Origin of the sequence: Mesorhizobium sp. IMUNJ 23232 (assembly GCF_044326205.1) — a bacterium.
GTDB lineage: Bacteria > Pseudomonadota > Alphaproteobacteria > Rhizobiales > Rhizobiaceae > Kumtagia.
The window spans coordinates 81,349-108,209 of sequence record NZ_JBIRCY010000017.1; the positions used below are offsets into that span (position 1 = coordinate 81,349).

The following is a 26,861-nucleotide window of genomic DNA, read 5'->3' on the forward strand; positions in this document are numbered from 1 at the left end:
GCTAAGTGGCTCTTTATAAAGAACCGGCCATCGTTTAGATTTTGACTGCGGCCTTTGTGCGCTTAGCACCGATGTTCGTTTCATAACAATAAGTTGGAAGATGCCGACCGCCGATTTCGCGGCCATGGAAGCATGGCCTGGAAGTCGGTTGGCGCGCGCCGGCGGCCAGCGCAGGCGACGGACACCTGCCGGATGCATTCGACCGATGCCGGCGACACGATACTGTTACACGAGCAGTCCAACTTGCCGTCCCGAAGCCCGGCGCAAGCATTTTTCAACGCTGGGCCAATTCTGCGTCATCTATTCACCCAAAATCATCAACCAATCGACAGTCGCTCTGTCGAAAATCTTCTGACGGGATGGAAGAACCAATGACCGACTTCACTCTCACCAACAAAGCAAACATTTTCACCGGCGGCGCCGGCACCGACACGTTCAGCGGGCTGGGCGGCGGCAATGACGTGCTCGACGGCGCCGGCGGCGCCGATACCTTCAGCATCGACAGCAACCAGACCGGCTCGATCAACGGCGGAAGCGGCACCGACACGGTCGTCGCTACCGACAACCAGTTCAACCAGGCGCTGGTGTTCTCCAACGTCGAAGTGCTCAAGACCACGACCTCCAATCTCTATTCGACGGTCGCGCAGATGAACCAGTTCGCCACGATCCAGGCCGAGGGGACGGATTTCTACTCGTTCCTGCAAGGCGTGGGCGGCACCATCGACTACTCGACGCGTCTCGCGTCGCCGGTCCTGCTGCATGTCGAGGCGGCGCTGTGCGACTCGGCCGTGCAGATCACCGGCACCAGCCGCGCCGACTTCCTGCTGGGCTCGAATTTCAACGACACGATCAACGGCGGCGCCGACAACGACACGATCTACGGATTGGACGGCAACGACACGCTGAACGGCGGGGCCGGCGCCGACGCTATGGACGGCTCCACCGGTAACGACACCTATTATGTCGACAATGCCGGCGACACCATCGCCGAATTCGTCGGCAAAGGCGTGCTCGACAAGGTGGCCACCACCGTCAGCTACACGCTGGCCGCCGGCGTCGAGGTCGAGCAGATGCAGACGACCAGCGCGTCCGGAACCAAGGCGATCAACCTTTCCGGCAACGAGTTCGCCCAGAAAATCTACGGCAATGACGGCGACAACGACATTTTTGGCGGCAATGGCGACGACACCATGATCGGCAATGGCGGCGCCGACGATTTCAACGGCGGCGCCGGCAGCGACACCGCCTCCTATGTGGGCGCGACTACGGGCGTGATCGCCAGCCTTTCCAATGCCGCCATCAATAGCGGCGATGCGAAGGGCGACACCTACCTGTCGGTCGAAAACCTGATCGGAACCGGATTTGACGACGCGCTGAACGGTCAGCAGAACGCCAACGACATCAATGGCGGGGCAGGCAACGACACCATCAAGGGCTATGCCGGCTTCGACACGCTGACCGGCGGGCTGGGCAAGGACAATTTCGTCTTCAACAGCGCGCTCGCCACCGCCGGCCCCGACGACATCACCGACTTCAACGTCGCCGACGACACGATCCAGCTCGACGACCTGTACTTCACCCAGGTCGGCGGGCCGGGCGTGCTCGCGGCGGGCGCGTTCTATGCCGGCGCGGCCGCTCACGACGCGGACGACCGCATCATGTACTACGCCAGCACCGGCCAGGTGTTCTACGACGCCGACGGTGATGGCGCCGGTGCCGCGATCCAGATCGCGTCGCTCGACACCGGACTGTCGCTGACCAACGCCGACTTCCTTATCATCTGATATCGAAGGCTGCGTTTCGGCCGGCCGAGCCGCCCCGTCCGCCTGCCGGCATCCAGCCGACGGATGGGCGAGAGGCGGCTGGCCCAGACCCTCCCGTTTGCGCGGGAGGGGACCGTGGTGGACGGTATCGTCGGTTCTCCTCGCCGGGTTGCCGGCAAGGCGACGTGTCGCTCATCACACGAGGCTTACCGCCCGTCTCCGTAGGACAGGCGCAGGCCGGGATCGGGCCAGTCCATGGCGGTCAGTTGGCCCCAGCCCGACAGCGTGATGTAGGCTGTCTTCATGTCGGGGCCGCCGAAGCAGATGTTGGTGGTCAGCGGATCGCCGGTCGTGACCTGCCGGAGCAACTGGCCGGACGGGCTGACCACGCTGATGCAGGCACTCGCCAGCGTGGCGACACAGATGTTGCCGAAAGCGTCGACGGCAAGGCTATCGAGACGCTGGTAACCTTCCAGCCCGATGACAATGCGCCCGCCATGCGGCGACGGATAGGGGAAGCGTTTTGCCTTGCCCGGTTCCTCGAGGTCGAAGGCCCAGAGGCGGCCGGTTTCGGTCTCGGCGACGTAGACGGTTTCTCCGTCCGGCGACAGGCCGACGCCGTTTGGCGTGATCAGCGGATAAGCCACCTCGATGATCGAGGAGCCGTCGGCCTTGGCGTAATAGAGCCCGCCATTGATGCGGTAGCGCGGATAGAATTTTCCGTAGTCGGTGAAATAGAAACCGCCATGGCGGTCGAAGACGATGTCGTTGGGGCCGACGAGGCGATGGTCGCCGCAGCGGTCGTAGAGCACCTCGCTCCTGCCGGACGCCGGGTCGAGTTTTTCGATCCAGCCGCCGGCATAACCCTCGGGCGTTCCGGGCCTTACGCGATTGATGCCGTCCTGCCGGACGAACAGGAAGCCGCCATTGTTGCAGACGTAGAGCGAGCCGTCCGGTCCGGTGGCCAGTCCGTTCGGCCCGCCGCCGAGATCGGCGACGATTTCGACCCATCCGTTGGGCAGGCAGCGGCTGACCGTCCTGCGCTCGATCTCGACGACATAGACGGACCCGTCGGCACAGGCGACAGGCCCCTCGGGGAAGAGCAGGCCCTCGGTGATAATTTTTCGACCCTCACCCGAGGCTGCGGCAGACGGCATTGGAGGTTCCTTGTCGACGTGACCGCAGGTGAGAGGTTTTTTGCTCGCCGCGCAAGGCCGGCCGGAGTCGAAAGCAACCTGTCGCCGATGATCGGCGGACGTGCGGATATGAGGATCGACTATTTCCTGTGTCCCGAACCGAGATGCTCGGCCAGATAGCGCGTCGCCAGAGCTATATGGCGAGGGATGGGCGTATCCTTGCGGTATCTGGCAACCAGCCGCCGCGAAATTTCCAATTGGGCGGCCATACCGTCCAAGCTCATGTCGAGTTCGTCCATGATACTGCGAAAGTCAGCGTTGTCGAATTCGACAGGCGGCAGCCGGGATAGCCAATCGGCCGGGAAATCAACTCCGCCCTCCCATTCGATCGAATCGCCATACTCGCTGACTTTCAGCTTCCGAAACAACGCGTCGTCTGCCCGAAGCGGAATGAACACCCTCCGGCTGGCGATGACGGGTGCAAGATCAACCGTCGTGCATGAGCCGTCCGCCCAGACAAGCGACACTTTCCTGTCCGTCAAGGCGTGAGCCTCGACAAGACGGGGAAGCGGATCGCCGAGGGCGATGATGTCATTGTCAATCATTGAGGCGATTCCATTCGATTTCAAGAATTTCGCGGTTCGCGGCCGCCCATTCAAGCGCTGTCTCCCAGCTTCGCCGATCCATGCTGCCTCTCATGAGTTCCAGCGTCTCAATAGAGACAAGAGCCTGATGATCCGGCGTGACGACATGGAAATGCGGTGGATTGTGATCCTTGGCGAACATGCGGATCGCGATGTTTCCGAGTTTCACAATCGTGGGCATATCCGTTCAATCTCAAGTCTCAATAGTGCCATCTTGGCACTTCGTCAAAAAATAGTGTCCTAACGGCACTATTCCAGACCGCATACAACGAGAGCTTTTGTCGCGGCCAGCCACGCCGTCGGCTCAATCCAGCGTCCGCCGAAACCGCAGCAGCGCCATGCCAGCGAAGACGACAACGAATACCGAGAGCGCCACGATCTCGCCGCCGATGGCCGGCAGTTCGGCGCCCTTCAGCATCACCGCGCGGGTGACGCGCAGGAAATGCGTCAGCGGCAGGATCTCGCCCAGCGTCTGCGCCCATTGCGGCATGCCGCGATAGGGGAACATGAAACCCGACAGCAGGATCGACGGCAGGAAGAAGAAGAAGGTCAGCTGCAGCGCCTGCATCTGCGTTCGCGCCACCGTTGAGATGGTGTAGCCGAGCAGAACCAGCGCCATGACGAAGACGAAGATGGCGCCCGTCAGCAGCCAGATCGAGCCGACGAAGGGCACGGAAAACAGAAGTTTCGCTGCGGCGAGCACGACGACCACCTGCACTGCGCCGACGACCAGGTAGGGCAGCACTTTTCCCAGCATGATCTCGACCGGCGAAGCGGGCATGGCAAGCAGGTTTTCCATGGTGCCGCGCTCGGTTTCGCGGGTCAGCGCGATCGACGTCATCATCACCAGGGTCATCTGCAGGATGACGCCGAGCAGGCCGGGCACGATGTTGTATTGCGAGATGCCTTCCGGATTGTAGCGGCGGTGGACGACCACCTCGAGCTGGCCCAAGGCATTCTCGGCGGCGACCGCATCCATGCCTTGCTCGCGCAGCAGCGCCTGGCTGGCGACGGTGCCCAGCGTCGAGATGGCGTTGCCGGCGGCGGAGGGATCGGTGGCGTCGGCTTCGATCAGTATTTGCGGATGGTCGCCGCGGTCGACCCGGCGGCGGAAGTCCGACGGGATGGTGACGACGAAGGAGACGTCACCCTTGGCCATCAGCTCTTCCGCCTCGGCCGCACTCGCCGCTATGGTGACGAAACGGTAGTAGCCGGTGGTCTCCAGCGCCGACACCATGGCGCGCGTGTACTGGTCCTGGCTGGTGGCGACCAGGGCAGCCGGCAGCGTCTTCGGGTCGCTGTTGATGGCGTAGCCGAACAGGACGAGCTGGATAAGCGGCACGCCGAGCATCATGGCGAAGGTGATGCGGTCGCGTCGCATCTGGATGAATTCCTTGGTGAGCAGCGCGCCGAGACGGGCGAGGGAGAAGATGGCGTTCATTTCATATTGTCCTGCGAGCCGGACATGAATTTGATGAAGACGTCCTCCAGGCTGGTTTCGCCGGGGCTGACGGTGACGTTTTCGCGCTTGGTGAGGGCCGCCAGCGACTTTTCCAGAAGCGCGCCATCGGAGCCGACGACATGCAGCGTCGTGCCGAACGGGGCGATCTGCTCGACGCCGGGTTTTCCCTCAAGCTCGGCGGCGACCTCGTTGAGGCGCTCGCCCTCTATCACGAAAGTGGTCAGCGCGGCGTTGTCGACCACCTCGGCGACGGTGCCGGAAGCCAGCATCTTGCCATAGGCGATGTAGCTGATGCGGTGGCACCGCTCGGCCTCGTCCATATAGTGGGTGGATACCAGCACGGTCAGCCCGCCGCGTGCCAGATGGTGGATCTCGTCCCAGAACTCGCGCCTTGCCTTGGGGTCGACGCCGGCGGTCGGTTCGTCGAGCAGCAGCAGCTTCGGCTTGTGCATGATGCAGGCGGCCAGCGCCAGCCGCTGCTTCCAGCCGCCTGACAATGTGCCGGCTAACTGATCGCGGCGCGAGCTCAGGCCGAGATCCTCCAGTGTGCGGCCGACATGTTCCGAAACGGGCTTCAGCCGATAGAGTCGCGCCACGAATTCCAGGTTTTCGGCAATCGTGAGATCCTCGTAAAACGAGAACTTCTGGGTCATGTAGCCGACTTCGCGCTTGATCTGCAGGGCCTCGGTTCGGAGGTTGTAACCCAGCACCTCCCCTTCCCCCTCGTCCGGTGTCAGCAGCCCGCACATGATGCGGATGGTGGTGGTCTTGCCGGATCCGTTGGGCCCGAGAAAGCCGACGATCTCGCCTTCGGCGACGTCCATGGAGACATGGTCGACGACGGTCTTCGTGCCGAAACGCTTGACCAAGTTGCGGACGGAAATGGCGAGGGGGGTGGGCATGGTGTTTCCTTCGGAAACGGCAATAGGCAGTAGGCAGTCGGCAGTCGGGAAAGAAAGGGGCCAAAGACAGGTTCGAAACCGATCCGGCCCCTACTGCCTATTGCCCACCGCCGACTGCCTCCTTTTTCAAATCCACATCGACGATCTGCCCCGGCTGCAGCTTGCTTGCGTCGCCGTCCGGGCGGGCCTCGACGAGGTAGACGAGCTTCTGGCGGGTCTCCAGCGAGTAGATGACCGGCGGGGTGAACTCCGGATCGGGCGAGACGTAGCTCACGCGCGCCGTTAGGCCTGGCGGGCAGCCATCGCAGCGTACCGCCAGCTCAGAGCCGATCCTGACCGACGAGAAGGAGGCTTCCGGCACATAGACTTTCAGCTTTACCGCGCCGTCGGGCAGCATGGAGATAACCGGCGCGGTCGGGCCGGCGACATCGCCCGGCGTGCGGATGATATCGTCGACGCGGCCCGCCGCGGGCGCCTGTATGTGGCGCTTGCCGAGCCGCCAATTGGCCTGGTCGAGCTCCGCCCGGGCCTGCTTCACCTGATGCTCGGCGGCCTTGATCTCTTCCGGCCTGGCAGGCAGGCCACCGACCGCCAGATTGGCCTTGGCCTGGCCGACGGCGGCTTCGGCAGTTTGCAAGGCCGTCGCCGCCCTGTCGTATTCTGCCTTGGAGGTGATGGCTCTTTCCAAAAGACCACTGGCGCGGTCGAGCACACGTTTGGCCTCCGCGGCTTCAGCCTCCGCCGACGTGACCGCCGCCTCCAGAACGGCCATCTCTTCCGGGCGCTTGCCGAGCTGAAGGTTGGCTAGCTGCGCCTCGGCCTGGGCGAGCGCAGCTTCCGCCTGGGCGACGGCGATCTTTGCGTCGCCGCTCTCCAGCGTGGCAATCGGCTTGCCGGGTTCCACCCGGTCGCCGCGCCGGACCAGCACGGTCTCCACCTCGGCTACCTCGATCGGCGCCAGAAGAACGAACTCTCCCTCGACATAGCCGACCGCGAGCGGCGGCGGACTGCCGCAAGACGCCAGCAGCGAGGCGGCGAAAGGAATGGAGCAGAGAAAACTCATGACTGGCCGCCTTTCCGGGCCGTAAGGATTGCGTCGAGATTGCTTTTGACCACGTCGACGAGCAGTGGCGCTTCCCGCGGGCCGATGTCGCTCCAGCCCATGCGGCGCATGACCGGCTCGCGGGCGATGCGAAAGTAGATGACCTGGCCGATCAGGGTGAAGATCGTGAGCTTGGTGCGGTCGCTTTCAGCCGGCTCGCCGGTCGCCACCTCCCAGATCCGGCAGAGGCGCCTGTGCGTGGGCTCGAACACGCCGGCATAGATGCGGTCGAGCGCCTCGGTGGGATGGGCGAGTTCGCGCAGCATGAACTGCACGATCTCGCCGGCCTCGGGTCTCGCCACGATGAAACCGACCATGCGTTCGACCGCCGCCGCGAGCTGGCGGTGCGCCACCTCGCGGTCCATGCCGGCGTCGAGCGACTGGTCGACATGCCCAAGCACCGAACCGGCGACGGTCTGGATGGTGCTGACGATGTGGTCGGCGGCGGCCATGCGCAGCCCGTCCTTGCCGCCGAAGTGGTAGGCAATGGAGCCGATATTGGCGTTGGCGGCCGCCGCGATCTCGCGTGTCGAGGTTCCGTCGAAGCCCTGGCGGCCGAACAGGCGAAGGGCGGCGAGCACCAGGGCCTCGCGAGTCTGGTCGGCCGGAGAAGCGGGTCGGGAGGGCTTTTTCGTGTCCATAAGCGGTATTTAATCAATCGAATGATTAAAGTCAAGCATTGCGAGACGGCGGAAGCTGGCTTACAGACTTCGGCCGAGTGGGTGCGGCGGAAGGAAGAATGGACGCTTTGGCGACCACGAATTTATTTTGCGCAGGACAAGGGCTTGCAAGCACAAGCTCCGAGGCGGGCGGAATTGCCAGACCGCGCGACGGCGGCCGGCCTCCTGGCCTGTTCGGGCGGCGGGATGGATAGCCGCATGGCCAAGGAGATCGAGCGCAAATTCAGGGTCCGGGACGATTCATGGCGAGTGGAAGCCGAGCCATCGAAAACGTTCCGGCAATTCTATCTGGCGGTCGGACCGGAGCGCAGCATCCGCATCCGGATCATCGGCGACAACGTCGCGTGGCTCACCGCCAAGTTCGGTACGACGCCGGTGCGCGACGAATTCGAATATCAGATCCCGCTCGCCGACGCGCGCGAGATGGAACATTTTGCGGTCGGCGCGGTGATCCTCAAGCAACGCCATATCGTCCGTCACGGCGGCTACGGCTACGAAGTCGATGTGTTTTGCGGCGGGCTGGAAGGGCTCATCGTGGCCGAGCTGGAGACGCCCGACACGGTGGCCGACGACAGCCTGCCCGGCTGGCTCGGACCGGAGATCACCGGCGACAGCCGCTACTCCAACGCCATGCTCGCTTTCAACGGGATGCCCGACGCGACATGACCGCCCGGCTCGACCCCAGCCAACCCTTTTCCGCCGAAATCCGGCGGATCGTCTCGCACGAGACCAGCAATGCGGTCGCAGCATTGGAGACCGCGCGCAGCGATCCCGGGGAAGGCTTTCACGAGTGTCGGAAAGCGATCAAGCGGCTGAGGGCGCTGTGGCGGCTGATCCGCAGCGGTGATGAGCCCTATTGCCGGGCACAGGACGCGCGCCTGCGCCAGACCGCGCGCCTGCTCGCCGGCCCGCGCGAGGCCACCGCGCTGATCGAAACCGCCGAGAGGCTGGCGAAAGCCGCCAATGGCGAGACGGAAGCCCGTGCGATTGCCTCGCTTCACGCCGCTCTTGAGGCGCGGCGGAGCGTCCTCCTTGAAACCGGCCTGCATATCGGCCCGACGATCGCCGACGCGACCGCGGCTTTCTCGCGGCTCGATTTCACTGCGATGCGCCTGCCGGATGCGTTCGAAGGCGCCGCGGATATCCTTGAAAGCGGTACGCGAAAGAGCATGCGCCGCGCCACCCGCGCGCTGAAGGCGGCGCGCGAGACAGGTGAAGCGGAGGCGTTCCACGATCTGCGCAAGGCGGTCAAGGCGCTCGACATGCAGTCCCGGTTGCTCAAATCGGTGTGGCCGGACATGGACAAGCGCGACCGCAAGGCGATGGATGCGTTCGGCGAGAGGCTGGGCGAACTCAACGACCTGCATGTGATGGACGTTCTGCTGCTGGCCGAAGGTTCCGACCTGGTCGGAGAGGAGGCCTCCGTCCTGCTGCGCAGCCTGATCGCGGCAGACGCACAAAAGCTCAAGCGCCGCTGCTTGCGGGACGGCGGCAAGCTGCTGGAGCAGCACCCTGCTCCGGTGGCGCGCAAGATTGCCGCGCGCTATGCCCGCCGTGCCGAAAAGGCCCTCCAGCAGCGCGACGTCGCAGCCTGACGACATGCTGCTCGACGGTTCGGCAGCGCTCCCGGACGGTGGGAAAACAGCTTTCGGATCGTGACGAACGCCACGCTGGCATTATCTGCCTCCGGCAGCGGAGTGCCAAGTCGCGCGCTTCCGGTTGAGCAATTGCGCGGTAGGCAGAGGTGGCGACAGCAAAGGCCCCTGCATCTCGTGGCAACCAAGAGCCTCCAGCAGCGCCTGCTGCTCGGCGGTCTCGACGCCCTCGGCGGCGACGCGCATGCCGAGGGCGATGGCCAGTTCGGCAACCGCCTTGACGATCGCCGCCGCCGGGTCCGTGCCGCCCAGCAGCCGCACGAAAGAACGGTCGATCTTGAGCTTGTCGACGGGATGGCGTCGCAGCGTCGTCAGCGACGAGGCGCCGGTGCCGAAATCGTCGAGAGATATACGAATGCCAGCCTTGCGCATGGTGGTCAGGGCGGCGAGCGCGGCGTCGCCGCCATCCACAAACAGGTTCTCGCCGATCTCAACCTGGAAGCGTGAAGGCTGCACGCCAGCTTCCGCGAGGATCGACAAGACGCGTTGCGCCGCCGTTTCCCGACGGAGGAAGGCTGGCGAAAGCGCCATGGCGATCCAAGGCAACTCGGACTCGGCTGCGGAGCCGGCCGCGGCGCGCAGCATCCTTTCGGTCAGCGCACCGATCAGTCCGCGCTCGGCGGCGATGGCGACGAGTTGCCCGCCCGGCAATTTACCGCCGCCCGCCCGGCTCCAGTCGAGCGTCGCCTCGGCGCCGACAACGGTCCGCCCGTCCATGGCAAAGACAGGCTGATAGGCGAGATCGATGCCGCCGTCGTCCTCCAGCGCCTGCCGCAGTTCCCGCTCGATCAGCAGCTTGTGCTTGAGGATGTCGTCCATGTCGCCGGCGAACACCTGATAGCATCCCCGGCCGCGGCGCTTCGCCTCGTAGAGAGCGATGTCCGCCTTGCGCAGCAACTCTTCCGGCTCGGCGCCGAATTCCGGCGCGATGGCGATGCCGATACTGGCGCTGATGAATGCCTGGTCGCCCATCAATTCAAAAGGCTCACGCAGATCGGCAAGGATCTGCTCGCTGACGTCTTCGGCCGTCCGCAGGTCGCGGATGTCGACGAGGATGATGGCGAACTCGTCGCCACCGACCCGCGCCACTGTGTCGACCTCGCGAATAGCGTCGCCGAGCCGCGTCGCGGCCTGCTTGACCAGAAGGTCGCCCGCCTGATGGCCGAGCGTGTCGTTGACATGCTTGAAACGGTCGAGGTCGACGCAGAGCAGCGCCATCCGTCCGCGTCCGCGCCGCACTGTCGCCAATGCGCGGCTCAGCCGGTCCTCGAACAAAGCGCGGTTCGGCAGGCCGGTCAGCGTGTCGTGGAATGCCAGATACTGGGCATCGTTCTCGCTGGTGTGAAGCTGCTGCGAGGTGCGCCGCAGCCTGCGCAGCAGAAAGGCGAGCAGCGCCACGCCGAGCAACCCGGCAGCGATGAGGGCCGGCGCGGCTTGCTTCACCAGCATGAAGCCGGGGCGGACCGGTTGCCAGGTGAGATAGCCAAGCGTCCTGCCGGCGGAATCCACGAGCGGCACGCTGGCCGCAATTTGGGGATCGGCAGGGGAGAACACTGCGCCTTCGACCAGGAAGTGCTGGCCGATCCAGCCAATCAACTGGGCGTCAATCAGTTGCACCGAAACGTCTACATATTCGGCGCCGGCCTCCTGGGCGACACGATCGGTACTGGGGACGATGGGCTGGACGGAAACGATGGCCGGCGTCTTGCCGATCAGCACGAGATCCTCGGCGACCGCCGATGTGACAGAGCCGCCAGCGTTCGACGCGGCGCGGTCGAGCTGACCGCGCAATTTCAGGACCAGCGGCATGACAGCCGCGGCTTCTTCGCCGAAGGCCGCAGGGGGAAGGGTGCGCCCGTCCTTCATGACGTGGACGGGGCGGTTCCTGTCGTCGAGAATATAGACGCGGTCGTGGCCGTAGTAGGAATGCATCCACTCGCCAAGATTCTCGGCCATCCAGTCCTGGTTGCCCGCCTTGGCATTTACCACCGCGTCGTCCCAGACCGTGACGCTCTGCTGCTCGCGGATGAGATTGTCGACCTGCTCGGCAAGACCGCTGCGCACGAAGGTCTTCTGGCGTTCGACCGCGGTGCGGTCGACACTGATCACGGCGTACACGCCGAAGGCAAGGACCAACACGAAAGAGAATGCGGCGGCCGTGATCACCGCGAGGGTGACCTGAAACGTCAATGGCCGATGCTTGCCCTGCAGCGCATCCCTCCCGATGCCGGAACTGTCCGTCAAATCGTTTAATACCAATGGATTAACATCGAGTTAGAGGTTGTTCGCGTCCAGGCTGCAACAGCCTGCGGAATCACTTGGCGTTTACCGGTATACGTTCATGCCGCGCTTCGGTCCTCCAAAAATACCGTTCTGGCCGACAAACGGTCATCTTCGTTCCGAGTTCCTCACGACCCGAATCTCAGCAGAACCCCAGCAGGATGCAGGGGTTCTATGGACGATTTTCGGGTCGGCGGCTGAGCACCCATTGCGCCACCAGCCAGCAGGCCATCGCCCAGGCGGCGCCCGCACACCAGCCGGCGAGCACGTCGGACGGCCAGTGGACGCCGAGATAGACGCGGCTGGCTCCAACCAGGAAGGTGGCCAGCATCGCCAGAACCAGCAAGTAGATGCCCGCCGCGCGGTTCGGCGCGACACGGGCGGCGAGCGCGCCCAATGTCAGATAAGTGACCGCCGACAGCATGGCATGGCCACTTGGAAAACTCAGCGTGTAGACATCGGCCAGATGCGGCACCAGGTCCGGACGCGGCCGGTCGATGCCGAGTTTCAACAGGCTGCTGAGCAATTGGCCTCCGGCCACGGCAACCAGCACGAAAAGTGCGGCGGCGCGCCGGCCGGTGAGCAGCAGGTAGAAAATCGTCGCCGCGGTCACGAAGATCAGCACGCTGGCGCTGCCCAGCGCGGTCATGTCGCGGACGGCGTCTGGCAGCCATAGCGGGCCGATCGGGACCGATGGGTCGCCCGGCTGCCGGAATGCCAGCAGGATTGCCGTGTCGAAACCGTGTGGTTCGGTGTCGCGGGCGATTTCCGCCATCTCGACGAAACCATACAGGCCTCCCGCAATCGTGATCACCGCGAGGAGCACCGAGAATTCGACCTTGCTTGCAATGGCTGCGATGGGCGGCATGCCCGAATTCCTCGTCCACGGCCGGGATTGGCTGAGGCTCACCTATGGCCACCCGCCGCCGACCGCAAGCCGGCGGAAGATTTTTGTCATCAAACTGTCAGACGGCAAGCTTAGCTGCGACGGCGCATCTCAAGCCAATTTTCGCAGCCAGAGGTCGTCGCGATGAACAATGAACTCCCCGAGAACCAATTCCGAACCAGCCTGCTCGAAGAGAATGACGGGCCGGGCCGCAACCCCACCGACAACCGCACCATGGGCGACATCATCGCCGCGCGTTTCTCGCGCCGCGGTTTTCTGCGCGGTTCGCTCGCCGTCTCGGCGATCGCCGCCACCGTCAGCCCCCTTGCACTGATCACCGCCGACAACGCCCGCGCCGCAAGCGGCTCGGCTTTCAACTTCGATGAGGTCGAGGCCGGCGTCGACGAGACGCACCACGTCGCCGCGGGTTATGACGCCGACATCCTGCTGCGCTGGGGCGACGCGCTGTTTGCCGACGCGCCCGAGTTCAACCCGACCGCCCAGACCGCGGCCGCGCAGGCAAAACAATTCGGCTACAACAACGACTATGTCGGCTTCATCCCTATCGATGGTTCGTCCGAGCATGGGCTCCTGGTCGTCAACCACGAATACACCAACCCGCATCTGATGTTCCCCGGCCTGGTGACGATCGAGGAAAAGGACGGCAAGAAGGCGATCAAGCAGGCTCCGCTCAGCAAGGAGCAGGTCGACGTCGAAATGGCCGCGCATGGCGGCACGATCGTCGAGATCAAGAAGGTTGACGGCAAGTGGCAGGTCGTCAAGGACGGCAAGCTCAACCGCCGCATCACCTCCAACACCGAGATGCAGCTCACCGGCCCGGCCGCCGGCAACGACCGCCTGAAGACAAATGCCGATGCGACGGGCACGAAAGTGTTCGGCACCGTCAACAACTGCGCCGGCGGCGTGACGCCCTGGGGCACCTACATCATGGCCGAAGAGAACATCCACGGCTATTTCTCCGGCGAACTGCCGGCCGACCACAAGGAAACCGCCAACTACAAGCGCATGGGCATTCCGGAAGGCGCCTATGAATGGGCCGCCCACTACGACCGCTTCGATCTCGCCAAGGAGCCGAACGAGGCCAACCGCTTCGGCTGGATCGTCGAGGTCGACGTAAACGACCCGGCCTTGCTGCCGAAGAAGCGCACCGCGATGGGCCGCTTCAAGCATGAAGGCGCCGAGTCGATCGTCAACAAGGACGGCCGCGTTGTGTTCTATCTCGGCGACGACGAGCGTTTTGACTATGTCTACAAATTCGTCACCGCCGGCACCTTCAACGCCGCTGATCGCGCCGCCAACATGGACCTGCTCGACGACGGCACGCTCTATGTGGCGAAATTCTCCGAGGACGGCTCGGTCGAATGGTTGCCGGTCGTCTTCGGCCAGGGTCCGCTGACCGCCGAGAACGGCTTCTCGAACCAGGCTGACGTGCTGATCGAGACCCGTCGCGCCGCCGACCTGCTCGGCGCCACCAAGATGGACCGTCCGGAGGACGTCCAGCCGAACGGTGTCAACGGCAAGGTCTATGTCATGCTGACCAACAACACCAAGCGCAAGGCCGAGCAGATCGACGCCGCCAACCCGCGCGCGGAAAACGCCTTCGGCCACATCATCGAGATCGCCGAGGACGGTGGCGACTTCGCCGCCACCAAGGGCAAGTGGGAAGTGCTGCTGAAATGCGGGGACCCGTCTGTCGCCGATGTCGGCGCTACCTTCTCGACGTCGACCACCGCCAATGGCTGGTTCGGCATGCCGGACAACTGCGCAGTCGATTCGGCGGGCCGCCTCTGGGTCGCTACAGACGGCCAGGGTCCGAAGGCCACCGGCCGCACCGACGGCCTTTGGGCGGTCGACACCGAAGGCGAAGCGCGCGCCACCTCAAAGCTGTTCTTCCGGGTGCCGGTGGGCGCCGAAATGTGCGGCCCGCTGTTCACACCGGACGACCAGACCGGTTTCGTCGCCGTCCAGCATCCTGCCGACGGCGGCGACGACTGGAAGCCGTTCGGCCGCCCGTCCTATTATGAGGACCTGTCGACCCGCTGGCCGGACTTCAAGCCGGACATGCCGGTGCGCCCGTCCGTGGTGGTCATCACCAAACAGGGCGGCGGCAAGATCGCGGTTTGATATTTTGTTCCCGGGCGCCGGTTCTGCCGGCGCCCCTGCTCTATCTGGCGAGGGCTGGTCCGAGCGTGATCAGCCCGACGGCAACGATTGCCAGCACGATGCCGACATGCTGCACCAAGGTGAGGTGCTCGCCGAACCAGAAGAGTGCGATGACGTTGACGGCGACGAGTTGGATGACGGCCGACAGGCTGAAGGCCGAGGCCATGCCGAACTCACGCACCAGTCTCAGCATGATCAGATTGCCGCCGGAATAGAGCGCCAGCGTCAGCAGCAGCTTGCCGAGGCCCGGCGCCAGTGCCCAGGATTTTGCCACGGTCGCCGCGATCAGGAAGACCACGGTCGACGCGGCGAGTTGCAAGAATCCTGACAAAGTCACGCGGTTTTCCCCTTTTTGCCCCCGGCGCAGTGCCGCAGCTTTTGCGCGATCTCTCTGTCAAGGTTGCGAAGCCGTCAAGATGCGAGGCGAGGCTTGTCGTGGGCCACGCGGCCTTCCTGCCTGCTCCAGCCGCTAGCCGAGCTTGCCTTTCGGCGCTACAGCGATGGGAACGACAATGGAGGCCGGCATGGCGGATACAAAGGTCGCGATCATCACTGCAGGCGGCAGCGGCATGGGCGCTGATGCGGCGCACAAGCTTGCCGAGGACGGCTTCAAGATCGCAGTGCTTTCCTCATCGGGCAAGGGCAAGGCGCTGGCCGAAAAGCTCGGCGGCATCGGCGTCACCGGCTCGAACCGGTCGAACGACGACCTGAAGCGGCTAGTCGACATGACGGTGGACAAATGGGGCAGGATCGACGCGGCGGTGAACAGCGCCGCCCACGGGCCGCGCGCGCCAGTGCTGGAGCTTACCGACGAAGACTGGCACACGGGGATGGAAATCTATTTCCTCAACGCTGTGCGCGTGGCGCGGCTGGTGACGCCGGTGATGCAGGCGCAGAAATCCGGGTCGATCCTCAACATCTCGACCTATGCCGCCTTCGAACCGGAGGCGCTGTTCCCGACGTCGGGCGTCTTCCGTTCAGGGCTCGCCGCCTTCACGAAACTGTTCGCCGACAAATATGCGGCCGACAATGTCCGCATGAACAATGTGCTGCCGGGCTTCATCGATAGCCTGCCGGAGACCGGCGAGCGGCGACAGCGCATCCCGATGGGCCGCTACGGGCGGATGGAGGAAGTGTCGGAACTGATCGCATTCCTGGCCGGAGATAAGTCGAGCTACATCACCGGACAGAATATCCGCGTCGACGGCGGCATCACACGTTCTGTGTGACGCCGCGGCGAATGCCTTACGCGGTGGCCTTGCGGCGGCCACGCTTGGGCGCGGGGGCCGGCGGCGCCTTGGGCTTGCGGCCAAGCCCCATCGTCTTGGCGAGTTCCGAGCGGCGGGCAGCATAGTTGGGCGCCACCATCGGATAGTCGGCGGGAAGGCTCCACTTCTTCCGGTATTCCTCCGGCGAAAGACCGAAAGCCGTAGAAAGATGGCGCTTCAGCGACGTGAACTTCTTGCCGTCCTCGAGGCAGATGATGAAATCACCTTGGATGGACTTCTTGATCGGAACCGCGGGTACGAGAACTTCTGGAACCGAAGGCACTTCCACTGGCGAAAGCCGATTGAGCGCGTTATGAACGTCGTCGATGAGGCCCGCGAGTTGCGGGACGGGTACCGCGTTATTGGAAACATAAGCCGATACGATTTCGGCGGTCATGCTGACCAAATATCCGCGTTCGCTTTGTTCTGACATATAAATATCCCCAACTTTGTGATCCGCATTTAGCGGTCCACCCGCGATAGACCGGGAGTAGAGCCGGCGCAATACACGATTTGCGATCGGCTTTCGCAGCGCAGCAATCTGCGCGTGCTATGGTATCTCATCGGTAAATGCCTGAAACTGTTGAACGATCGCGGCGTGCGCGAAACGCGCCGGCTTCGAAACAGGCACGGCATAGCCGGATGCTCCGGACGAAGTAGTCACGGTTGAAAGTACTGATATCGGGGAACGGGATTCAGAACGCCGGATGGTTCGCGGAATAGGTCTCGCAATCCATTTGGGTTGCGCGTCAGCCAGTTCGGCAGCATGTCGCCGCCGCGAATGACTTGAGGCATCACGAGGGCTGGTTCGATTCAGCCGGCACGCCGGCTTCGAAACCGCGTGGGCGAATTGCCCGCATCGCGCCTGCACATCCAGCCGGTTCCTCAGCCCGGCCAGACGGTCTCACCGCCGTCGACCACCAGCACCTGGCCGTTGACGAAACGGCTGCCGTTGCCGAGCAGGAACGCCACGGCGTCGGCGATCTCGTCCGGTTCGGCATAACGCTGCAGCGACTTCTGCGCGGAATCCATCTTGACAGGGTCGACCGTGCGCGTCGCCTCGAAGCGGGCGGTCTTGGTCGGGCCAGGGCTCACCGCGTTGACGCGCACGCCATCCGCCTGCACCTCGCGGGCGAGGCAGCGCGAATAGTGGACGACCGCGGCCTTCAGCGTCGCGTAGATGGCGCCGTGCGAGTAGCCCGCATGCGCGGCGGTCGAGCCGATATTGACCACCGCCCCCCTGCCGGCGTCGACCATGGGAGGCACGAAGGTCTGGCACATCAGCATCGTGCCGATCAGATTGTTGTTGGTCAGCGCCTGGATGTCTTCCAGCGGGATGCCGAGCACATTGTTGGGCACCGGCTTGCCGCCCGAGGCGCCGATGTCGCCGCCGGCGCAGTTGACCAGCAGTTCGACCGGGCCGAGTTTCGCCTCGATGTCGGCTTTCATCTTCTCGACGGCCGCCTTGTCGCCGATGTTGCCGGTGACGGCGGCGGTGCGCACGCCGAGCGCCTCGATCTCCTTCGCGACCGCGCCGAGGTCCGGGGCCTCGCCATATTTGGCCGGTCCGCTCCAGTCGAGATCGTGGATCGCGACATCGGCGCCGAGGCCGGCGAGTTTCAGGGCAATGGCATGGCCGATGCCGCGTCCCGAACCCGTGACGAAGGCGATCTTGCCGCTCAGTTCCTTGGTCATGCCAATGCCTTTCCTTGCATCAATCCGGCTTTTCTCATGTTCGCGGCGCTGCGCCGGATCATGTCGAGTTCGTAGCCGACGAGTTCATGGTCCGCCTGGTGCTCCCAAGGCGTGCGATAGTCCGCGTCATCGGGCAGCCGGTTGCGGCGCGCCGCGAGAAGACAGGCGGCCAGCGCCTCGGCGTCGCACGGCGCATAACCGCGCCACCAGTCCGGCGTGAACAGGCGCACGTGCCGCACTTCCAGCGCGCCCGGCTCCAGCACCGCCGGCAGCGTCTTGTGATATTCGGAAAGGATGGCGACCAGTTCCCGGAAGGGCACCGCGCCATCGCCGATCGCGCAGCGCACCAGGCGCAACCCCTCGTCGGTCCATTGCACGCGATAGTCCTTGAGATGCACATGCGCCACATAGGGCGCGACGACGCGGGTAAAATCGAGCGGGCTTTCCGCGACGGGAAAGCTGTTGCCGGTGTCGTAGACGATGCGGACGCCCGGTCCGAATTCGTCGCAGAAGGCGACCAGTTCGCGGCTGGTGAAATCCTGGTGGTTCTCGATGACGATGGTCAAATTTTCCGCCGCAGCGCGCGACGCATAGTCGGCTAATTTTTTTCGGACGCCCGCGACCAGCTCGTGCCATTTCTCGCCGGCGGCTGCACGATCGCCGCAGAGGATGGGCGTCAGCGCAAAGCGGATCAATTTTGCGTCGAGCGCCCTGGCCGCGCGCAGGCAGGTGTCGAAGTCGCCATGATGCAGGCCGGAACTGACCACCGGCGTCATGCGGAGCGTGCGGAGCCGGTCGCGCAAGGCGGACAGTGCGGCATCGTCCAGAGGCCCCAGCCAGGTCTCGGCGATCTCCAGCGTCCTGGCGCCAAGTTCTTCGGCAAGCTGGATGAACCCTTCGAGGCCGCGGCCTTGCGGATTGGCGCGCGGCGTCCCCCGGCCCTGCAGCCCGAGATAATAAGTCAGACCGTAAGGGTTAAGTCCGACTTGCAGCATGGTTTTCGATTTTCCGAAGGACGACTGGGGCATGCTGGCTCAGCGCAGCCCTCCATCGACAACGATGTATTGCTTGGTGATCATTTCGCTGTCGTCGGCGGCGAGGAACAGCGCCGTCCTCGCGATATCCCTGGGTAGCAGCCGCCGCTTGATCGCCTGACGCCCGACCATCTCGTCGGCCTGCTCGGGCGTGTACCAGAGACGCAATTGCTTGTCGGTGACGACCGCGCCGGGCGCGATCGCGTTGACGCGAATATTGTCCGGCCCGAATTCGCGGCCGAGCGACTTGGTGAGGCCGACAATCGCGGATTTCGCCGTCGTGTAGGCGACCATGCCGGCCGCGCCGACCATCCAGGAGATCGAGGACAGATTGACGATCGAGCCGTATCCCAGCTCCTTCATGTGAGGGCGTACGGCCTGCGCGGCAAAGAACTGGTGCCTGAGATTGACGTTCATCATCCGGTCCCAGTAGTCGGGGGTCACGTCGTCGAGGACGTGCCGCTCGTCATTGGCGGCATTGTTGATCAGCACGGCGACCGGTCCCAGAGCATGCCGGGTCTCGGCGATCGAAGCGCGCAGCGCATCGATGTCGACAAGATCCGCTTGCAGGAAAAGCGGACGATGCGGCGCTTCGCGGAGTTCGTCGGCAAGTGCGGCGCCGGCCTCGGCCTGGATGTCGACAAAGGCCACCTTGGCGCCGTTGAGCGTAAAGGCGCGCACGAGTTCCGCGCCGATTCCGGAGGCCCCGCCGGTCACGAATACCACGCGACCCGTCAGGCTGGGGTAGTTTGCGAAAGTCATGAAAAATCTGTCCCTGGCGGTCTGCTAGATCAGTCTCTTGGTTTGCGGGTCGAACAGGCAGGCGCGGCCCATGTCGATGCCAAGCTGGATTTCCTCGCCCAAGTAAGGGGCCTGGTCGCGGTCGAAACGCCCGACGATCTCCAGCCCGCCGAGCCGCATGACGGCGATGGTCTCGGCGCCGGTCGGCTCGACCAGTTCGACCGGCGCTGCAATCGACGCGATGCCGGGCTTGCGGGCCGCTGATTGTGGGTCGAAACGCGTGATATGCTCGGGCCTCACGCCGAGGATCACGTCCTTCGAGCGAATGTTCGCCGCGACGTCACCGGACAGTTTCAGGAACGCGCTGCCGCTGGCCGTCCGCACGGACAGCGCGGGATGGCCGTTCTCCGCACCGACCTCCGCCGGGATAAAATTCATCGCCGGAGAACCCATGAAGCTGGCGACGAACATATTGGCGGGCCGGTCGTAGACCGTCTGCGGTACATCGAACTGCTGGAGGTTGCCCTGGTGCATCACGGCGATGCGGGAAGCCAGCGTCATCGCCTCGACCTGATCGTGGGTGACGTAGACGGTGGTCTTGCCGAGCTTCTGGTGCAGCTTCTTGATCTCGGTGCGCATCTCGATGCGCAGTTTTGCGTCGAGGTTCGACAGCGGCTCGTCGAAGAGGAAGAGCAGTGGGTCGCGCACCAGCGCCCTGCCCATGGCGACGCGCTGGCGCTGGCCGCCGGAAAGCTGGCCGGGCTTGCGTTTCAGCAGCGGCTCGATCTGCAACAGCTTGACCACCCGCGCCAGCGCCTCGGCTTGCTCGGCTTTCGGCACCTTGCGGCTCTCCATGCCGAAGGTGATATTCTCCTTGACGGTCATGGTCGGATAAAGCGCATAGGACTGGAACACCATGGCGATGTCGCGATCCTTTGGCGGCACGTCGTTGACGACGCGCCCGCCAATCTGGATTGTGCCGGCTGATACGGATTCCAGTCCGGCGATCATCGCGAGCAGGGTGGACTTGCCGCAGCCGGACGGGCCGACCAGCACCACGAACTCGCCGGTCTCCACATCGAGATTGATGTCCTTCAGGACCTGGACGGCCCCATAGCTCTTGTGGATCTGGCGGACGCTGAGTGAGGCCATGATATCCCGCTACTTTATCGCGCCATGGGTAAGGCCGCGGACGAAGTAGCGGCCGCCGAAGAAATAGATGAGCAGCGGCGGCAGCGCGCCGATCAGCACCGCGGCGCTCATGACGTCGTAGTTGCGCACATTGGTGCCATTGGTGGAGAGCGCGATCAGCGCAGCGGTGATCGGCTGTTGCTGTCCCGAGGAGAAAACCACGGCGTAGAGGAACTCGTTCCAGATGCCGGTGAACTGCCAGATCACCGTGACGATCAGGATCGGCGGCGAGAGCGGCAGGATGATCTTGTAGAAGATCCGCCAGAAGCCCGCGCCGTCGATACGCGCCGCCTTGATCAGGTCCTCGGGGATGTTGACGTAATAGTTGCGGCAGAACAGCGTGGTGAACGAAAGACCCTGCACCGTGTGGACGAGCACCAGGCCCCAGGTCGTATTCGTAAGACCCAACTTACCCAGAATGAACGCCCACGGCATCAGCGCGATCTGGCCCGGCATGAAGACGCCGAGCATCATCGCCGTGAAAAGGAGTTCCGACCCGCGAAAACGCCATTTCGAGAGGATGTATCCGTTTATCGCCCCGATCGCGGTGGAGATGATCGTCGCGGGGATGGTCATCTTCAGCGAGTTGTAGAAATTGCCCTTCATCCCGGCGCAGGTGCCGCCGACGCAGAAACTGTCCCAGGCCTCGCCCCAGGCGTGGAAGGAGAAGCTTTTCGGAAAGGCGATCAAGCCGTTTTCCGCGATCTCGGGGAGGCTGCGGAAGGAGTTGAGGATGACGACGATGAGAGGCAGCAGGTACCAGGCGGCGAAAAGGCCGAGCAGGAGATAGACGCCGGCCTTGGCGCGCGAGCGGCGCCATGTGCCGGAACTCGCCAGCGGATCGTAGGCGGTCATCACTGTCTCAGCCATGGCCACTCTCCCGGCGACGGCGCCAGACGCTCCACAGCGAATAGGGGATCAGCACCGCCGAAAGCGCGAGCAGGATCATGATCGCGGCGGCGGCGCCCTCGGCGATCTGGCCGCGCTGGAACATCAGATCGTACACATAGATGGCGGGGAAGGTCGTGGCGATGCCAGGCCCGCCATTGGTCAGCGCGATCGCGAGGTCGAAGGTCTTGATGGCGAATTGCAGCAATACGACCAGCACCGCAACAAAGATCGGGCCGATTGCCGGGATGACGACGCGCCGGTAGATACGCGCCATGCCGGCGCCGTCGATCTGCGCGGCCTTGACCAGATCCTGGTCGACCGACCGTAGCCCGGCGAGAAACAGCGCCATGGCGAAACCCGACGCCTGCCAGACGCCGGTGATGACGATGGCGTAGATGGCAAGCTGACGGTTGGTCGTCCAACTGAAGCTGAAATCCGTCCAGCCGAAGCCGCGCACGAAAAACTCGATGCCGGAGGTCGGGTTGAAGAGCCAGCTCCACACCGTGCCGGTGACGACGAAGGAGACGGCGAGGGGATAGAGATAGATCGTGCGCCAGGCCGCCTCACCGCGCACCCGCTGGTCTATGAGGATGGCAAGCAGAAGGCCGATCGCCATCGTGCCCAGCACGTAGAGCACGCCGAAGATGAAGAGGTTGGTGTAGGCGATGTTCCAGCGCCGGCTCTGCCAGAGCGAGACATAATGCTCGAAGCCGACATAGTCATAGCTCGGCAGCAGCGAGGAGTTGGACAGCGAGACGTAGAAGGTCCAGGCGGTGAAGCCGAAGACGTAGATGAAGGTGGCCAGCAGCGAAGGCGCGAGCACGATCTGCGGCAGCCACAGCGACAGCCGCTCGCGCAGCCGCTTTCCTGTTGAGACCGTTGCGGTCCGGTCGATGGCCGATGCCGAGCTCACGTGCGTTCTTTCAACGTTGCCGAGCGTAGGGAAAGCCGAGGCGCGTCAATTGCCGCGCCTCGGCCGGGAGGATGCCTACATCTGCGCTTCGACGTTGTCCGCCATGGCGTTGGCAGCGTCCTCGGGCGTCATGGTCGGCGTGTTCACGAATTCGGTGATCACTTCCATCATGGCGCCGCGATATTTCTGCAGCACGGTCATGTTGTGAGCCATCGAGCGCACCAGTGTGCCGGCCGCGATCGAGGCTTCCAGGTCCTTCTGCGAAATCTGCTGGCAGGCGTTCCAGCCTTCGCCGGAGAGATCGACATCGAGGCGTGCGGGAATGGAGCCCTTGGCCTTGTTGAAAGTCGCCTGGAATTCCGGCGACAGGATCAAATGCGCGAGCAGCTTCTGGCCCTCGATATAGTCGGGATCCTTCTGCGTGAAGAACACCACCGAGTCGGAGTTCAGGATGAAGCCCGGCTTACCCCAGTCGGTCGGCGCCTGGCCGCACAGGATTTCCGAGCCGGGTTTGAAGCCGGCGGCATTCAGCATGCCGATCTCCCAGTCGCCCATGATGAAGAAAGCGGCCTTGCCCTGACCGAGCATGATGTTGGCGGAGTCATAGTCGCGGCCCGCGATGCCGGGGTCCATGTATTTCGTGACCATGGTGCGCATCTGCGTGAAGGCTTTCACCATGCCCTCGCTGCGCAGCGCATCGACATCGCCTTCCACGAAGGCCTTCCTGAAGAGGTCGATGTCCTGGCCGTAGACGATCACCTCGAAAGTCGTGGCGTCGGTCCAGTCGGCCGAGAGATGCGACAGGCAGATGAAGCCAGCGGCGACGATCTTGTCGCAGGCGGCGTTGAATTCGTCCCAGGTCTTGGGCAGTTCGGTAACGCCGGCCTTGTCCATGACCGCCTTGTTGCCCCACAGCCAATTGATGCGGTGGATGTTCATGGGAGCCGCGACCCAACTCCCCTTGGGCTTCATGACCGGCAGCAACTCCGTCGCCACGACCTTGTCCCAGCCTTCCGCATTGGCAAGCTCGTCCATGTTGGCGGCGCCGCCAGTCTCGTTCCACTCGGCGATCTCGGGGCCTTTCAGTTGGACCGCCGGAGGCGCGTTGCCGGCGACGACATCTGCACGAAGTTTTGCGAGCGTGTTTGCCGTATGGCCGGCGATCGCGGTCTGCTGCCATTCGCCGCCGGCGGCGGTGAACATCTCGCCAAGCTTGGCGATCGCGGCGGCGTCCGAACCCGTCGACCATTGATGCAGCAGATTGGTCTTGGGCTCGGCGTTCGCCGATCCAATCGCCGCAAGAACGGCGGCCGCGGCCACCGCGCATGTCAATTTCAGCATTTCCTTCCTCCCAGGTTCGGCGCGGTTGCCGCGCTCGTTTCGCGATCGGGCCGTCGTGGCGTGGTTGCCGCGCGACCGCCTTGCCGTTTTCATCGCCGGGCCAGACTCAGACTTCGTCATCGGCGCCATCGAAATGCACCAAGACGGCCGAGACCGGCCCTTCAGAGGCTTTTTCGACGTTCCTCCCAATTCGAGCCGCCCCGGCGCTTGCGTCCGCGCCCGGCTTGGTGTTTTGCGGCGAGTGGCTAAGTTTCCTCTAACTCAGCCTGAATTAATTCTGTTATGAACTTATTCCGAAGTCAATCTGCTAATTGACCATGAAAATGTACAAACCTGAACTAAAGTCGCTTTTGACCGAAGTGCCGGGCGGCACGCCATCCAGCCGTATCGTCCGCGTGCTCAGCGAGCGCGGCGCGCTTAGCGGAACGCAGATCGCGAATATCCTCGGGCTGGCGAAGTCGACCGTGTCGACGACGCTGACCGAACTGCGGAAATCGGGCGTGGTGGTAGATGGGGTGGCGCCGGTGGCAAGCCGCAGCACGGGCGCCGGGCGTCCCGCCTCGGCGGTGATGCTCAACCCCGAGGCCGGCACCGTGGTGGGGCTGCTCATCGGGCTCGAGCATATCCAGCTCATCGTGGCCGACGTCTCGCATGCCGTGCTCGCCGACAAGAAGGTCGAGCTGGACGCGGACTTTTCGCCCGACGAGGCAATGGCGATCGTCCAGCGCCTCATCCGGGAAGCCTATGCGGAACTCGGCATTTCCAGCGACACCATGCTTGGCATCGGCGTCGCCGTCGGCGGGCCGATCAATCCGACCAATGGCCGCATCATGCGCGCCGGCGCCATCCCCACCTGGGAGGGCGTCGACGTCCACCGCCTGTTCGAAACGGCGCTCGGGCGGCCGATCTACGCCGACAATGTCAGCAAGTGCTGGGCAATCGCCGAAATGATGTGGGGCGCGGCGCGCGGCGTCGAGGATTTCGTCTACGTGCTGATCGATTTCGGCGTCGGCGGCGCGATCGTCAGCCGCGGGCATCTCATCGACGGCGTCGCCGGCGCCGCCGGAGAATTCGGGCACATGACGATCGACCCGAAGGGCGATCTTTGCCGCTGCGGCAACCGCGGCTGCTGGGAACTCTATGCCGGCTTCAAGGGCGCGACGGCGCTGGCCTCGAAGCGCTTCGGCAGGCCCATGGGCATCGTCGACGTGATAAATCTCGCAAAAAAGGGCGATGTCGGCTGCCGACGGCTGATCGAGGACACCGCCGAGGCGGCGGGCCGGGGTCTTGCCATGGTCGGCGCGGCCATCAATCCGGGCCTGATCCTGATCGGCGGCCGGCTGGCAATGGCCGGGCCGATCTTCTTCGATCCGCTGGAATCCAGCTTCGACAAATATGCGTTGGTGAAACGCCACGATGTCGAACCGGAGGCGCGTACCCGCATCGTGCCCGCCAGCATGCTCGAAAACGGCGCCTGCATGGGGGCCGTGGGCCTTGTGCTGCGTCATTACGGAAAGCGGCTTTAGGAGCCGCAATCGGACATCGGGAGCGCCCACACCTTGGTCGACCAAGGGGATGACACTTCGTTCAGATCAGACCAACGATCCGATCTCTAACCGCTGCGCTCCCAAAATACCCCTTATTCGACCCTGTATCAGCCTTAGCGCCATCGGATTTGGCGGACTCGGGACACGCTGCCGGCAACCTTTCAAGACCGTCACACCATACGTCGTATCTCGCCATTCGCCGGCGCTTGACGGAGTGTGTTTTTGGTGCATGATATATCGTATATGTAACGGCCGAGATCAATAACGGTCGAGAGGTGGAAGCAGCATGGCTGGCGAAGCCGGCGATCCGGCGCGGCCGCGGCGTGTCTTGCTTGTCGAAGACAGAGTGGAACCCGAAGTGGAGACCCAACCATGAAATTGCGCCAGACCCTTGCCTCAGCGCTCGCGCTTGCCGCGACGCTGTCCATCGCCCTTCCCGCCCAGGCCGCCGACTGGTGGCCGTTCACCATCGTTCCGGACGGGCCGGACAAGAAGCCGATGGAACCCATCCAATACGTTCCGCTGGAGAAGGCTTCAAAGAAGTGGAATCTCTGCGTGCTGTTCCCGCATCTGAAGGACAGCTACTGGGTCGCCTCCAACTACGGTATCGTCGACGAAGCCCGGCGCCTCGGCGTGCGCGCCTACACCTTCCAGGCCGGCGGCTACGACCAGCTACCGAAGCAGCTATCGCAGTTCGACGATTGCCTTGCCTCGAACCCCGACGCCATCCTCGTCGGCGCGATCAGCGAGGGCGGCATCGCCGGCCGTCTCAAGGCCGGCATGGACAAGGGCATCCCGATCATCGCCGTCGCCAATCCGATCTACGACACGCCGATCACCGCGCTGATCACCACCGACCACCGCCAGAAAGGGTTTCTCTCCGGCAAATATCTGGTCGAGGCGCTCGGACCTGACGGCGGCAAGGTCGTCGCCTTCCCCGGCCCGCAGAATTCCGGCTGGGCCGAGACCTATCAGAAGGGTTTCGAGGAAGCGATCAAGGATACCAAGGTCGAGTTGCTGGAAACCAAATACGGCGAGGCCGGCGTCGCCGAACAGCTAACCCTGATCGAGGACGCGCTGCAGACCTATCCGGAAATGACCGCCATCTGGGGCGGCGCGCCGACGGCGGAAGCAGCACTCGGCGCGGTGGCCGAGGCCGGTCGCGACGACATCAAGATCGTGTCCTCCTGGGAAGACCAGAAGATGCCCGACCGCATCAAGGAAGGACAGATTCTCGGCTTCTCCGCAGAGTATCCAGTGATCCTGGCGCGCATCGGCGTCGATCTCGCGGTGCGCGCGCTGGAGAAGAAGCCGATCGACTTCCTCGCCGCCAATCCCGACGTGCGTGTGCTGCGCGCCACGCCGGGCATGGTCAGCAAGGACAATATCGACAAGGTCGACCTGACGCAGATCTACGCCCCCCAGGACTGGCAGCCGGTGTTCGACACCAACTGAGCTGACCTTTCACGGCCGCGCCGGACGGGCGCGGCCGTGCCGACAGACAGCAGCGCCGGAGACGATCGGAGGAGCGGCGCGCTCGATTGCC

At 63.9% G+C, this 26,861-nt stretch carries 25 protein-coding genes; 7 read left to right on the forward strand and 18 right to left on the reverse strand.

The window, feature by feature from the left end:
- Window positions 1-371 precede the first annotated feature (371 nt).
- Window positions 372-1,784 (forward strand): calcium-binding protein, encoded by a 1,413-nt coding sequence (locus ACH196_RS14950; protein WP_396647697.1) that lies wholly within the window; start codon window positions 372-374, stop codon window positions 1,782-1,784.
- Between the two features lie 185 nt (window positions 1,785-1,969).
- Here ACH196_RS14950 and ACH196_RS14955 read toward each other — a convergent pair whose 3' ends face one another.
- The 7 genes from ACH196_RS14955 to ACH196_RS14985 all read right to left on the reverse strand — a co-directional run bounded on the left by ACH196_RS14955 (window position 1,970) and on the right by ACH196_RS14985 (window position 7,650).
- Window positions 1,970-2,920, reverse strand: a complete 951-nt coding sequence (locus tag ACH196_RS14955; protein WP_396647698.1) for an SMP-30/gluconolactonase/LRE family protein — start codon at window positions 2,918-2,920, stop codon at window positions 1,970-1,972.
- Between the two features lie 119 nt (window positions 2,921-3,039).
- Window positions 3,040-3,504, reverse strand: coding sequence for a DUF2442 domain-containing protein (locus tag ACH196_RS14960; protein WP_396647699.1), 465 nt, complete (start codon window positions 3,502-3,504; stop codon window positions 3,040-3,042).
- Window positions 3,497-3,724: a DUF4160 domain-containing protein gene (locus ACH196_RS14965; RefSeq protein ID WP_396647700.1), complete on the reverse strand. Its 228-nt coding sequence runs from the start codon at window positions 3,722-3,724 to the stop codon at window positions 3,497-3,499. The genes ACH196_RS14960 and ACH196_RS14965 overlap by 8 nt, the downstream gene beginning before the upstream one ends.
- A gap of 123 nt (window positions 3,725-3,847) precedes the next feature.
- Window positions 3,848-4,984: an ABC transporter permease gene (locus ACH196_RS14970; protein WP_396647701.1), complete on the reverse strand. Its 1,137-nt coding sequence runs from the start codon at window positions 4,982-4,984 to the stop codon at window positions 3,848-3,850.
- Window positions 4,981-5,907 carry an ATP-binding cassette domain-containing protein gene (locus ACH196_RS14975; RefSeq protein WP_396647702.1) on the reverse strand — a complete coding sequence of 309 codons (927 nt, stop codon included), beginning with the start codon at window positions 5,905-5,907 and terminating at the stop codon, window positions 4,981-4,983. Before ACH196_RS14975 ends, ACH196_RS14970 begins: the two co-directional genes overlap by 4 nt.
- A gap of 97 nt (window positions 5,908-6,004) precedes the next feature.
- Entirely contained in the window at window positions 6,005-6,970 is a 966-nt protein-coding gene (locus tag ACH196_RS14980) for an HlyD family secretion protein (protein WP_396647703.1), read from the reverse strand.
- Window positions 6,967-7,650 carry a CerR family C-terminal domain-containing protein gene (locus ACH196_RS14985; RefSeq protein ID WP_396647704.1) on the reverse strand — a complete coding sequence of 228 codons (684 nt, stop codon included), beginning with the start codon at window positions 7,648-7,650 and terminating at the stop codon, window positions 6,967-6,969. Before ACH196_RS14985 ends, ACH196_RS14980 begins: the two co-directional genes overlap by 4 nt.
- Window positions 7,651-7,887: 237 nt before the next feature.
- On the opposite strand from ACH196_RS14985, the gene ACH196_RS14990 reads away from it, so the two are divergent.
- Window positions 7,888-8,355 carry a CYTH domain-containing protein gene (locus tag ACH196_RS14990; protein WP_396647738.1) on the forward strand — a complete coding sequence of 156 codons (468 nt, stop codon included), beginning with the start codon at window positions 7,888-7,890 and terminating at the stop codon, window positions 8,353-8,355.
- On the forward strand, window positions 8,352-9,284 hold the full coding sequence (locus ACH196_RS14995) for a CHAD domain-containing protein (RefSeq protein ID WP_396647705.1): 933 nt from the start codon (window positions 8,352-8,354) through the stop codon (window positions 9,282-9,284). Before ACH196_RS14990 ends, ACH196_RS14995 begins: the two co-directional genes overlap by 4 nt.
- Before the next feature lie 81 nt (window positions 9,285-9,365).
- Here the strand turns inward: ACH196_RS14995 and ACH196_RS15000 are convergent, their stop codons facing one another.
- The gene (locus ACH196_RS15000; RefSeq protein ID WP_396647706.1) at window positions 9,366-11,534 is read right to left on the reverse strand and encodes a putative bifunctional diguanylate cyclase/phosphodiesterase; all 2,169 of its coding nucleotides are present in this window, start codon (window positions 11,532-11,534) and stop codon (window positions 9,366-9,368) included.
- 262 nt (window positions 11,535-11,796) lie between these two features.
- Window positions 11,797-12,492: a phosphatase PAP2 family protein gene (locus ACH196_RS15005; protein WP_396647707.1), complete on the reverse strand. Its 696-nt coding sequence runs from the start codon at window positions 12,490-12,492 to the stop codon at window positions 11,797-11,799.
- A 162-nt stretch (window positions 12,493-12,654) separates the two neighbouring features.
- Between ACH196_RS15005 and ACH196_RS15010 the strand changes: the two genes are divergently transcribed.
- Window positions 12,655-14,655, forward strand: a complete 2,001-nt coding sequence (locus tag ACH196_RS15010; RefSeq protein ID WP_396647708.1) for a PhoX family protein — start codon at window positions 12,655-12,657, stop codon at window positions 14,653-14,655.
- A gap of 40 nt (window positions 14,656-14,695) precedes the next feature.
- Here the strand turns inward: ACH196_RS15010 and ACH196_RS15015 are convergent, their stop codons facing one another.
- Window positions 14,696-15,031, reverse strand: coding sequence for a hypothetical protein (locus ACH196_RS15015; RefSeq protein ID WP_396647709.1), 336 nt, complete (start codon window positions 15,029-15,031; stop codon window positions 14,696-14,698).
- Between the two features lie 187 nt (window positions 15,032-15,218).
- Between ACH196_RS15015 and ACH196_RS15020 the strand changes: the two genes are divergently transcribed.
- Entirely contained in the window at window positions 15,219-15,923 is a 705-nt protein-coding gene (locus ACH196_RS15020; RefSeq protein WP_396647710.1) for an SDR family oxidoreductase, read from the forward strand.
- Between the two features lie 16 nt (window positions 15,924-15,939).
- Here the strand turns inward: ACH196_RS15020 and ACH196_RS15025 are convergent, their stop codons facing one another.
- The 8 genes from ACH196_RS15025 to ACH196_RS15060 all read right to left on the reverse strand — a co-directional run bounded on the left by ACH196_RS15025 (window position 15,940) and on the right by ACH196_RS15060 (window position 23,768).
- Complete coding sequence (locus tag ACH196_RS15025; protein WP_396647711.1) at window positions 15,940-16,395, reverse strand: MucR family transcriptional regulator; 456 nt, start codon at window positions 16,393-16,395, stop codon at window positions 15,940-15,942.
- A gap of 452 nt (window positions 16,396-16,847) precedes the next feature.
- Entirely contained in the window at window positions 16,848-17,657 is an 810-nt protein-coding gene (locus ACH196_RS15030) for an SDR family NAD(P)-dependent oxidoreductase (protein ID WP_396647712.1), read from the reverse strand.
- On the reverse strand, window positions 17,654-18,652 hold the full coding sequence (locus ACH196_RS15035) for a sugar phosphate isomerase/epimerase family protein (protein WP_396647713.1): 999 nt from the start codon (window positions 18,650-18,652) through the stop codon (window positions 17,654-17,656). The genes ACH196_RS15030 and ACH196_RS15035 overlap by 4 nt, the downstream gene beginning before the upstream one ends.
- 39 nt (window positions 18,653-18,691) lie before the next feature.
- Window positions 18,692-19,453: an SDR family NAD(P)-dependent oxidoreductase gene (locus tag ACH196_RS15040; protein ID WP_396647714.1), complete on the reverse strand. Its 762-nt coding sequence runs from the start codon at window positions 19,451-19,453 to the stop codon at window positions 18,692-18,694.
- Between the two features lie 24 nt (window positions 19,454-19,477).
- Entirely contained in the window at window positions 19,478-20,584 is a 1,107-nt protein-coding gene (locus ACH196_RS15045; protein WP_396647715.1) for an ABC transporter ATP-binding protein, read from the reverse strand.
- Between the two features lie 9 nt (window positions 20,585-20,593).
- Window positions 20,594-21,478, reverse strand: a complete 885-nt coding sequence (locus ACH196_RS15050) for a carbohydrate ABC transporter permease (protein ID WP_396647739.1) — start codon at window positions 21,476-21,478, stop codon at window positions 20,594-20,596.
- Between the two features lie 7 nt (window positions 21,479-21,485).
- Window positions 21,486-22,427, reverse strand: a complete 942-nt coding sequence (locus ACH196_RS15055; protein ID WP_396647716.1) for a carbohydrate ABC transporter permease — start codon at window positions 22,425-22,427, stop codon at window positions 21,486-21,488.
- A gap of 75 nt (window positions 22,428-22,502) precedes the next feature.
- Window positions 22,503-23,768: an ABC transporter substrate-binding protein gene (locus ACH196_RS15060; protein WP_396647717.1), complete on the reverse strand. Its 1,266-nt coding sequence runs from the start codon at window positions 23,766-23,768 to the stop codon at window positions 22,503-22,505.
- Window positions 23,769-24,091: 323 nt separating this feature from the next.
- On the opposite strand from ACH196_RS15060, the gene ACH196_RS15065 reads away from it, so the two are divergent.
- Complete coding sequence (locus tag ACH196_RS15065) at window positions 24,092-25,294, forward strand: ROK family protein (protein WP_396647718.1); 1,203 nt, start codon at window positions 24,092-24,094, stop codon at window positions 25,292-25,294.
- 393 nt (window positions 25,295-25,687) lie between these two features.
- On the forward strand, window positions 25,688-26,770 hold the full coding sequence (torT, locus tag ACH196_RS15070; protein WP_396647719.1) for a TMAO reductase system periplasmic protein TorT: 1,083 nt from the start codon (window positions 25,688-25,690) through the stop codon (window positions 26,768-26,770).
- The last annotated feature ends 91 nt before the right edge of the window (window positions 26,771-26,861 follow it).

What these genes read in the sequence shown, in the direction of transcription:
- ACH196_RS14950 (WP_396647697.1), top strand. Translation starts at nt 372, where the DNA reads ATGACCGACTTCACTCTCACCAACAAAGCAAACATTTTCACCGGCGGC.
- ACH196_RS14955 (WP_396647698.1), bottom strand. Translation starts at nt 2,920, where the DNA reads ATGCCGTCTGCCGCAGCCTCGGGTGAGGGTCGAAAAATTATCACCGAG.
- ACH196_RS14960 (WP_396647699.1), bottom strand. Translation starts at nt 3,504, where the DNA reads ATGATTGACAATGACATCATCGCCCTCGGCGATCCGCTTCCCCGTCTT.
- ACH196_RS14965 (WP_396647700.1), bottom strand. Translation starts at nt 3,724, where the DNA reads ATGCCCACGATTGTGAAACTCGGAAACATCGCGATCCGCATGTTCGCC.
- ACH196_RS14970 (WP_396647701.1), bottom strand. Translation starts at nt 4,984, where the DNA reads ATGAACGCCATCTTCTCCCTCGCCCGTCTCGGCGCGCTGCTCACCAAG.
- ACH196_RS14975 (WP_396647702.1), bottom strand. Translation starts at nt 5,907, where the DNA reads ATGCCCACCCCCCTCGCCATTTCCGTCCGCAACTTGGTCAAGCGTTTC.
- ACH196_RS14980 (WP_396647703.1), bottom strand. Translation starts at nt 6,970, where the DNA reads ATGAGTTTTCTCTGCTCCATTCCTTTCGCCGCCTCGCTGCTGGCGTCT.
- ACH196_RS14985 (WP_396647704.1), bottom strand. Translation starts at nt 7,650, where the DNA reads ATGGACACGAAAAAGCCCTCCCGACCCGCTTCTCCGGCCGACCAGACT.
- ACH196_RS14990 (WP_396647738.1), top strand. Translation starts at nt 7,888, where the DNA reads ATGGCCAAGGAGATCGAGCGCAAATTCAGGGTCCGGGACGATTCATGG.
- ACH196_RS14995 (WP_396647705.1), top strand. Translation starts at nt 8,352, where the DNA reads ATGACCGCCCGGCTCGACCCCAGCCAACCCTTTTCCGCCGAAATCCGG.
- ACH196_RS15005 (WP_396647707.1), bottom strand. Translation starts at nt 12,492, where the DNA reads ATGCCGCCCATCGCAGCCATTGCAAGCAAGGTCGAATTCTCGGTGCTC.
- ACH196_RS15010 (WP_396647708.1), top strand. Translation starts at nt 12,655, where the DNA reads ATGAACAATGAACTCCCCGAGAACCAATTCCGAACCAGCCTGCTCGAA.
- ACH196_RS15020 (WP_396647710.1), top strand. Translation starts at nt 15,219, where the DNA reads ATGGCGGATACAAAGGTCGCGATCATCACTGCAGGCGGCAGCGGCATG.
- ACH196_RS15025 (WP_396647711.1), bottom strand. Translation starts at nt 16,395, where the DNA reads ATGTCAGAACAAAGCGAACGCGGATATTTGGTCAGCATGACCGCCGAA.
- ACH196_RS15030 (WP_396647712.1), bottom strand. Translation starts at nt 17,657, where the DNA reads ATGACCAAGGAACTGAGCGGCAAGATCGCCTTCGTCACGGGTTCGGGA.
- ACH196_RS15035 (WP_396647713.1), bottom strand. Translation starts at nt 18,652, where the DNA reads ATGCTGCAAGTCGGACTTAACCCTTACGGTCTGACTTATTATCTCGGG.
- ACH196_RS15040 (WP_396647714.1), bottom strand. Translation starts at nt 19,453, where the DNA reads ATGACTTTCGCAAACTACCCCAGCCTGACGGGTCGCGTGGTATTCGTG.
- ACH196_RS15045 (WP_396647715.1), bottom strand. Translation starts at nt 20,584, where the DNA reads ATGGCCTCACTCAGCGTCCGCCAGATCCACAAGAGCTATGGGGCCGTC.
- ACH196_RS15050 (WP_396647739.1), bottom strand. Translation starts at nt 21,478, where the DNA reads ATGACCGCCTACGATCCGCTGGCGAGTTCCGGCACATGGCGCCGCTCG.
- ACH196_RS15060 (WP_396647717.1), bottom strand. Translation starts at nt 23,768, where the DNA reads ATGCTGAAATTGACATGCGCGGTGGCCGCGGCCGCCGTTCTTGCGGCG.
- ACH196_RS15065 (WP_396647718.1), top strand. Translation starts at nt 24,092, where the DNA reads ATGTACAAACCTGAACTAAAGTCGCTTTTGACCGAAGTGCCGGGCGGC.
- torT (WP_396647719.1), top strand. Translation starts at nt 25,688, where the DNA reads ATGAAATTGCGCCAGACCCTTGCCTCAGCGCTCGCGCTTGCCGCGACG.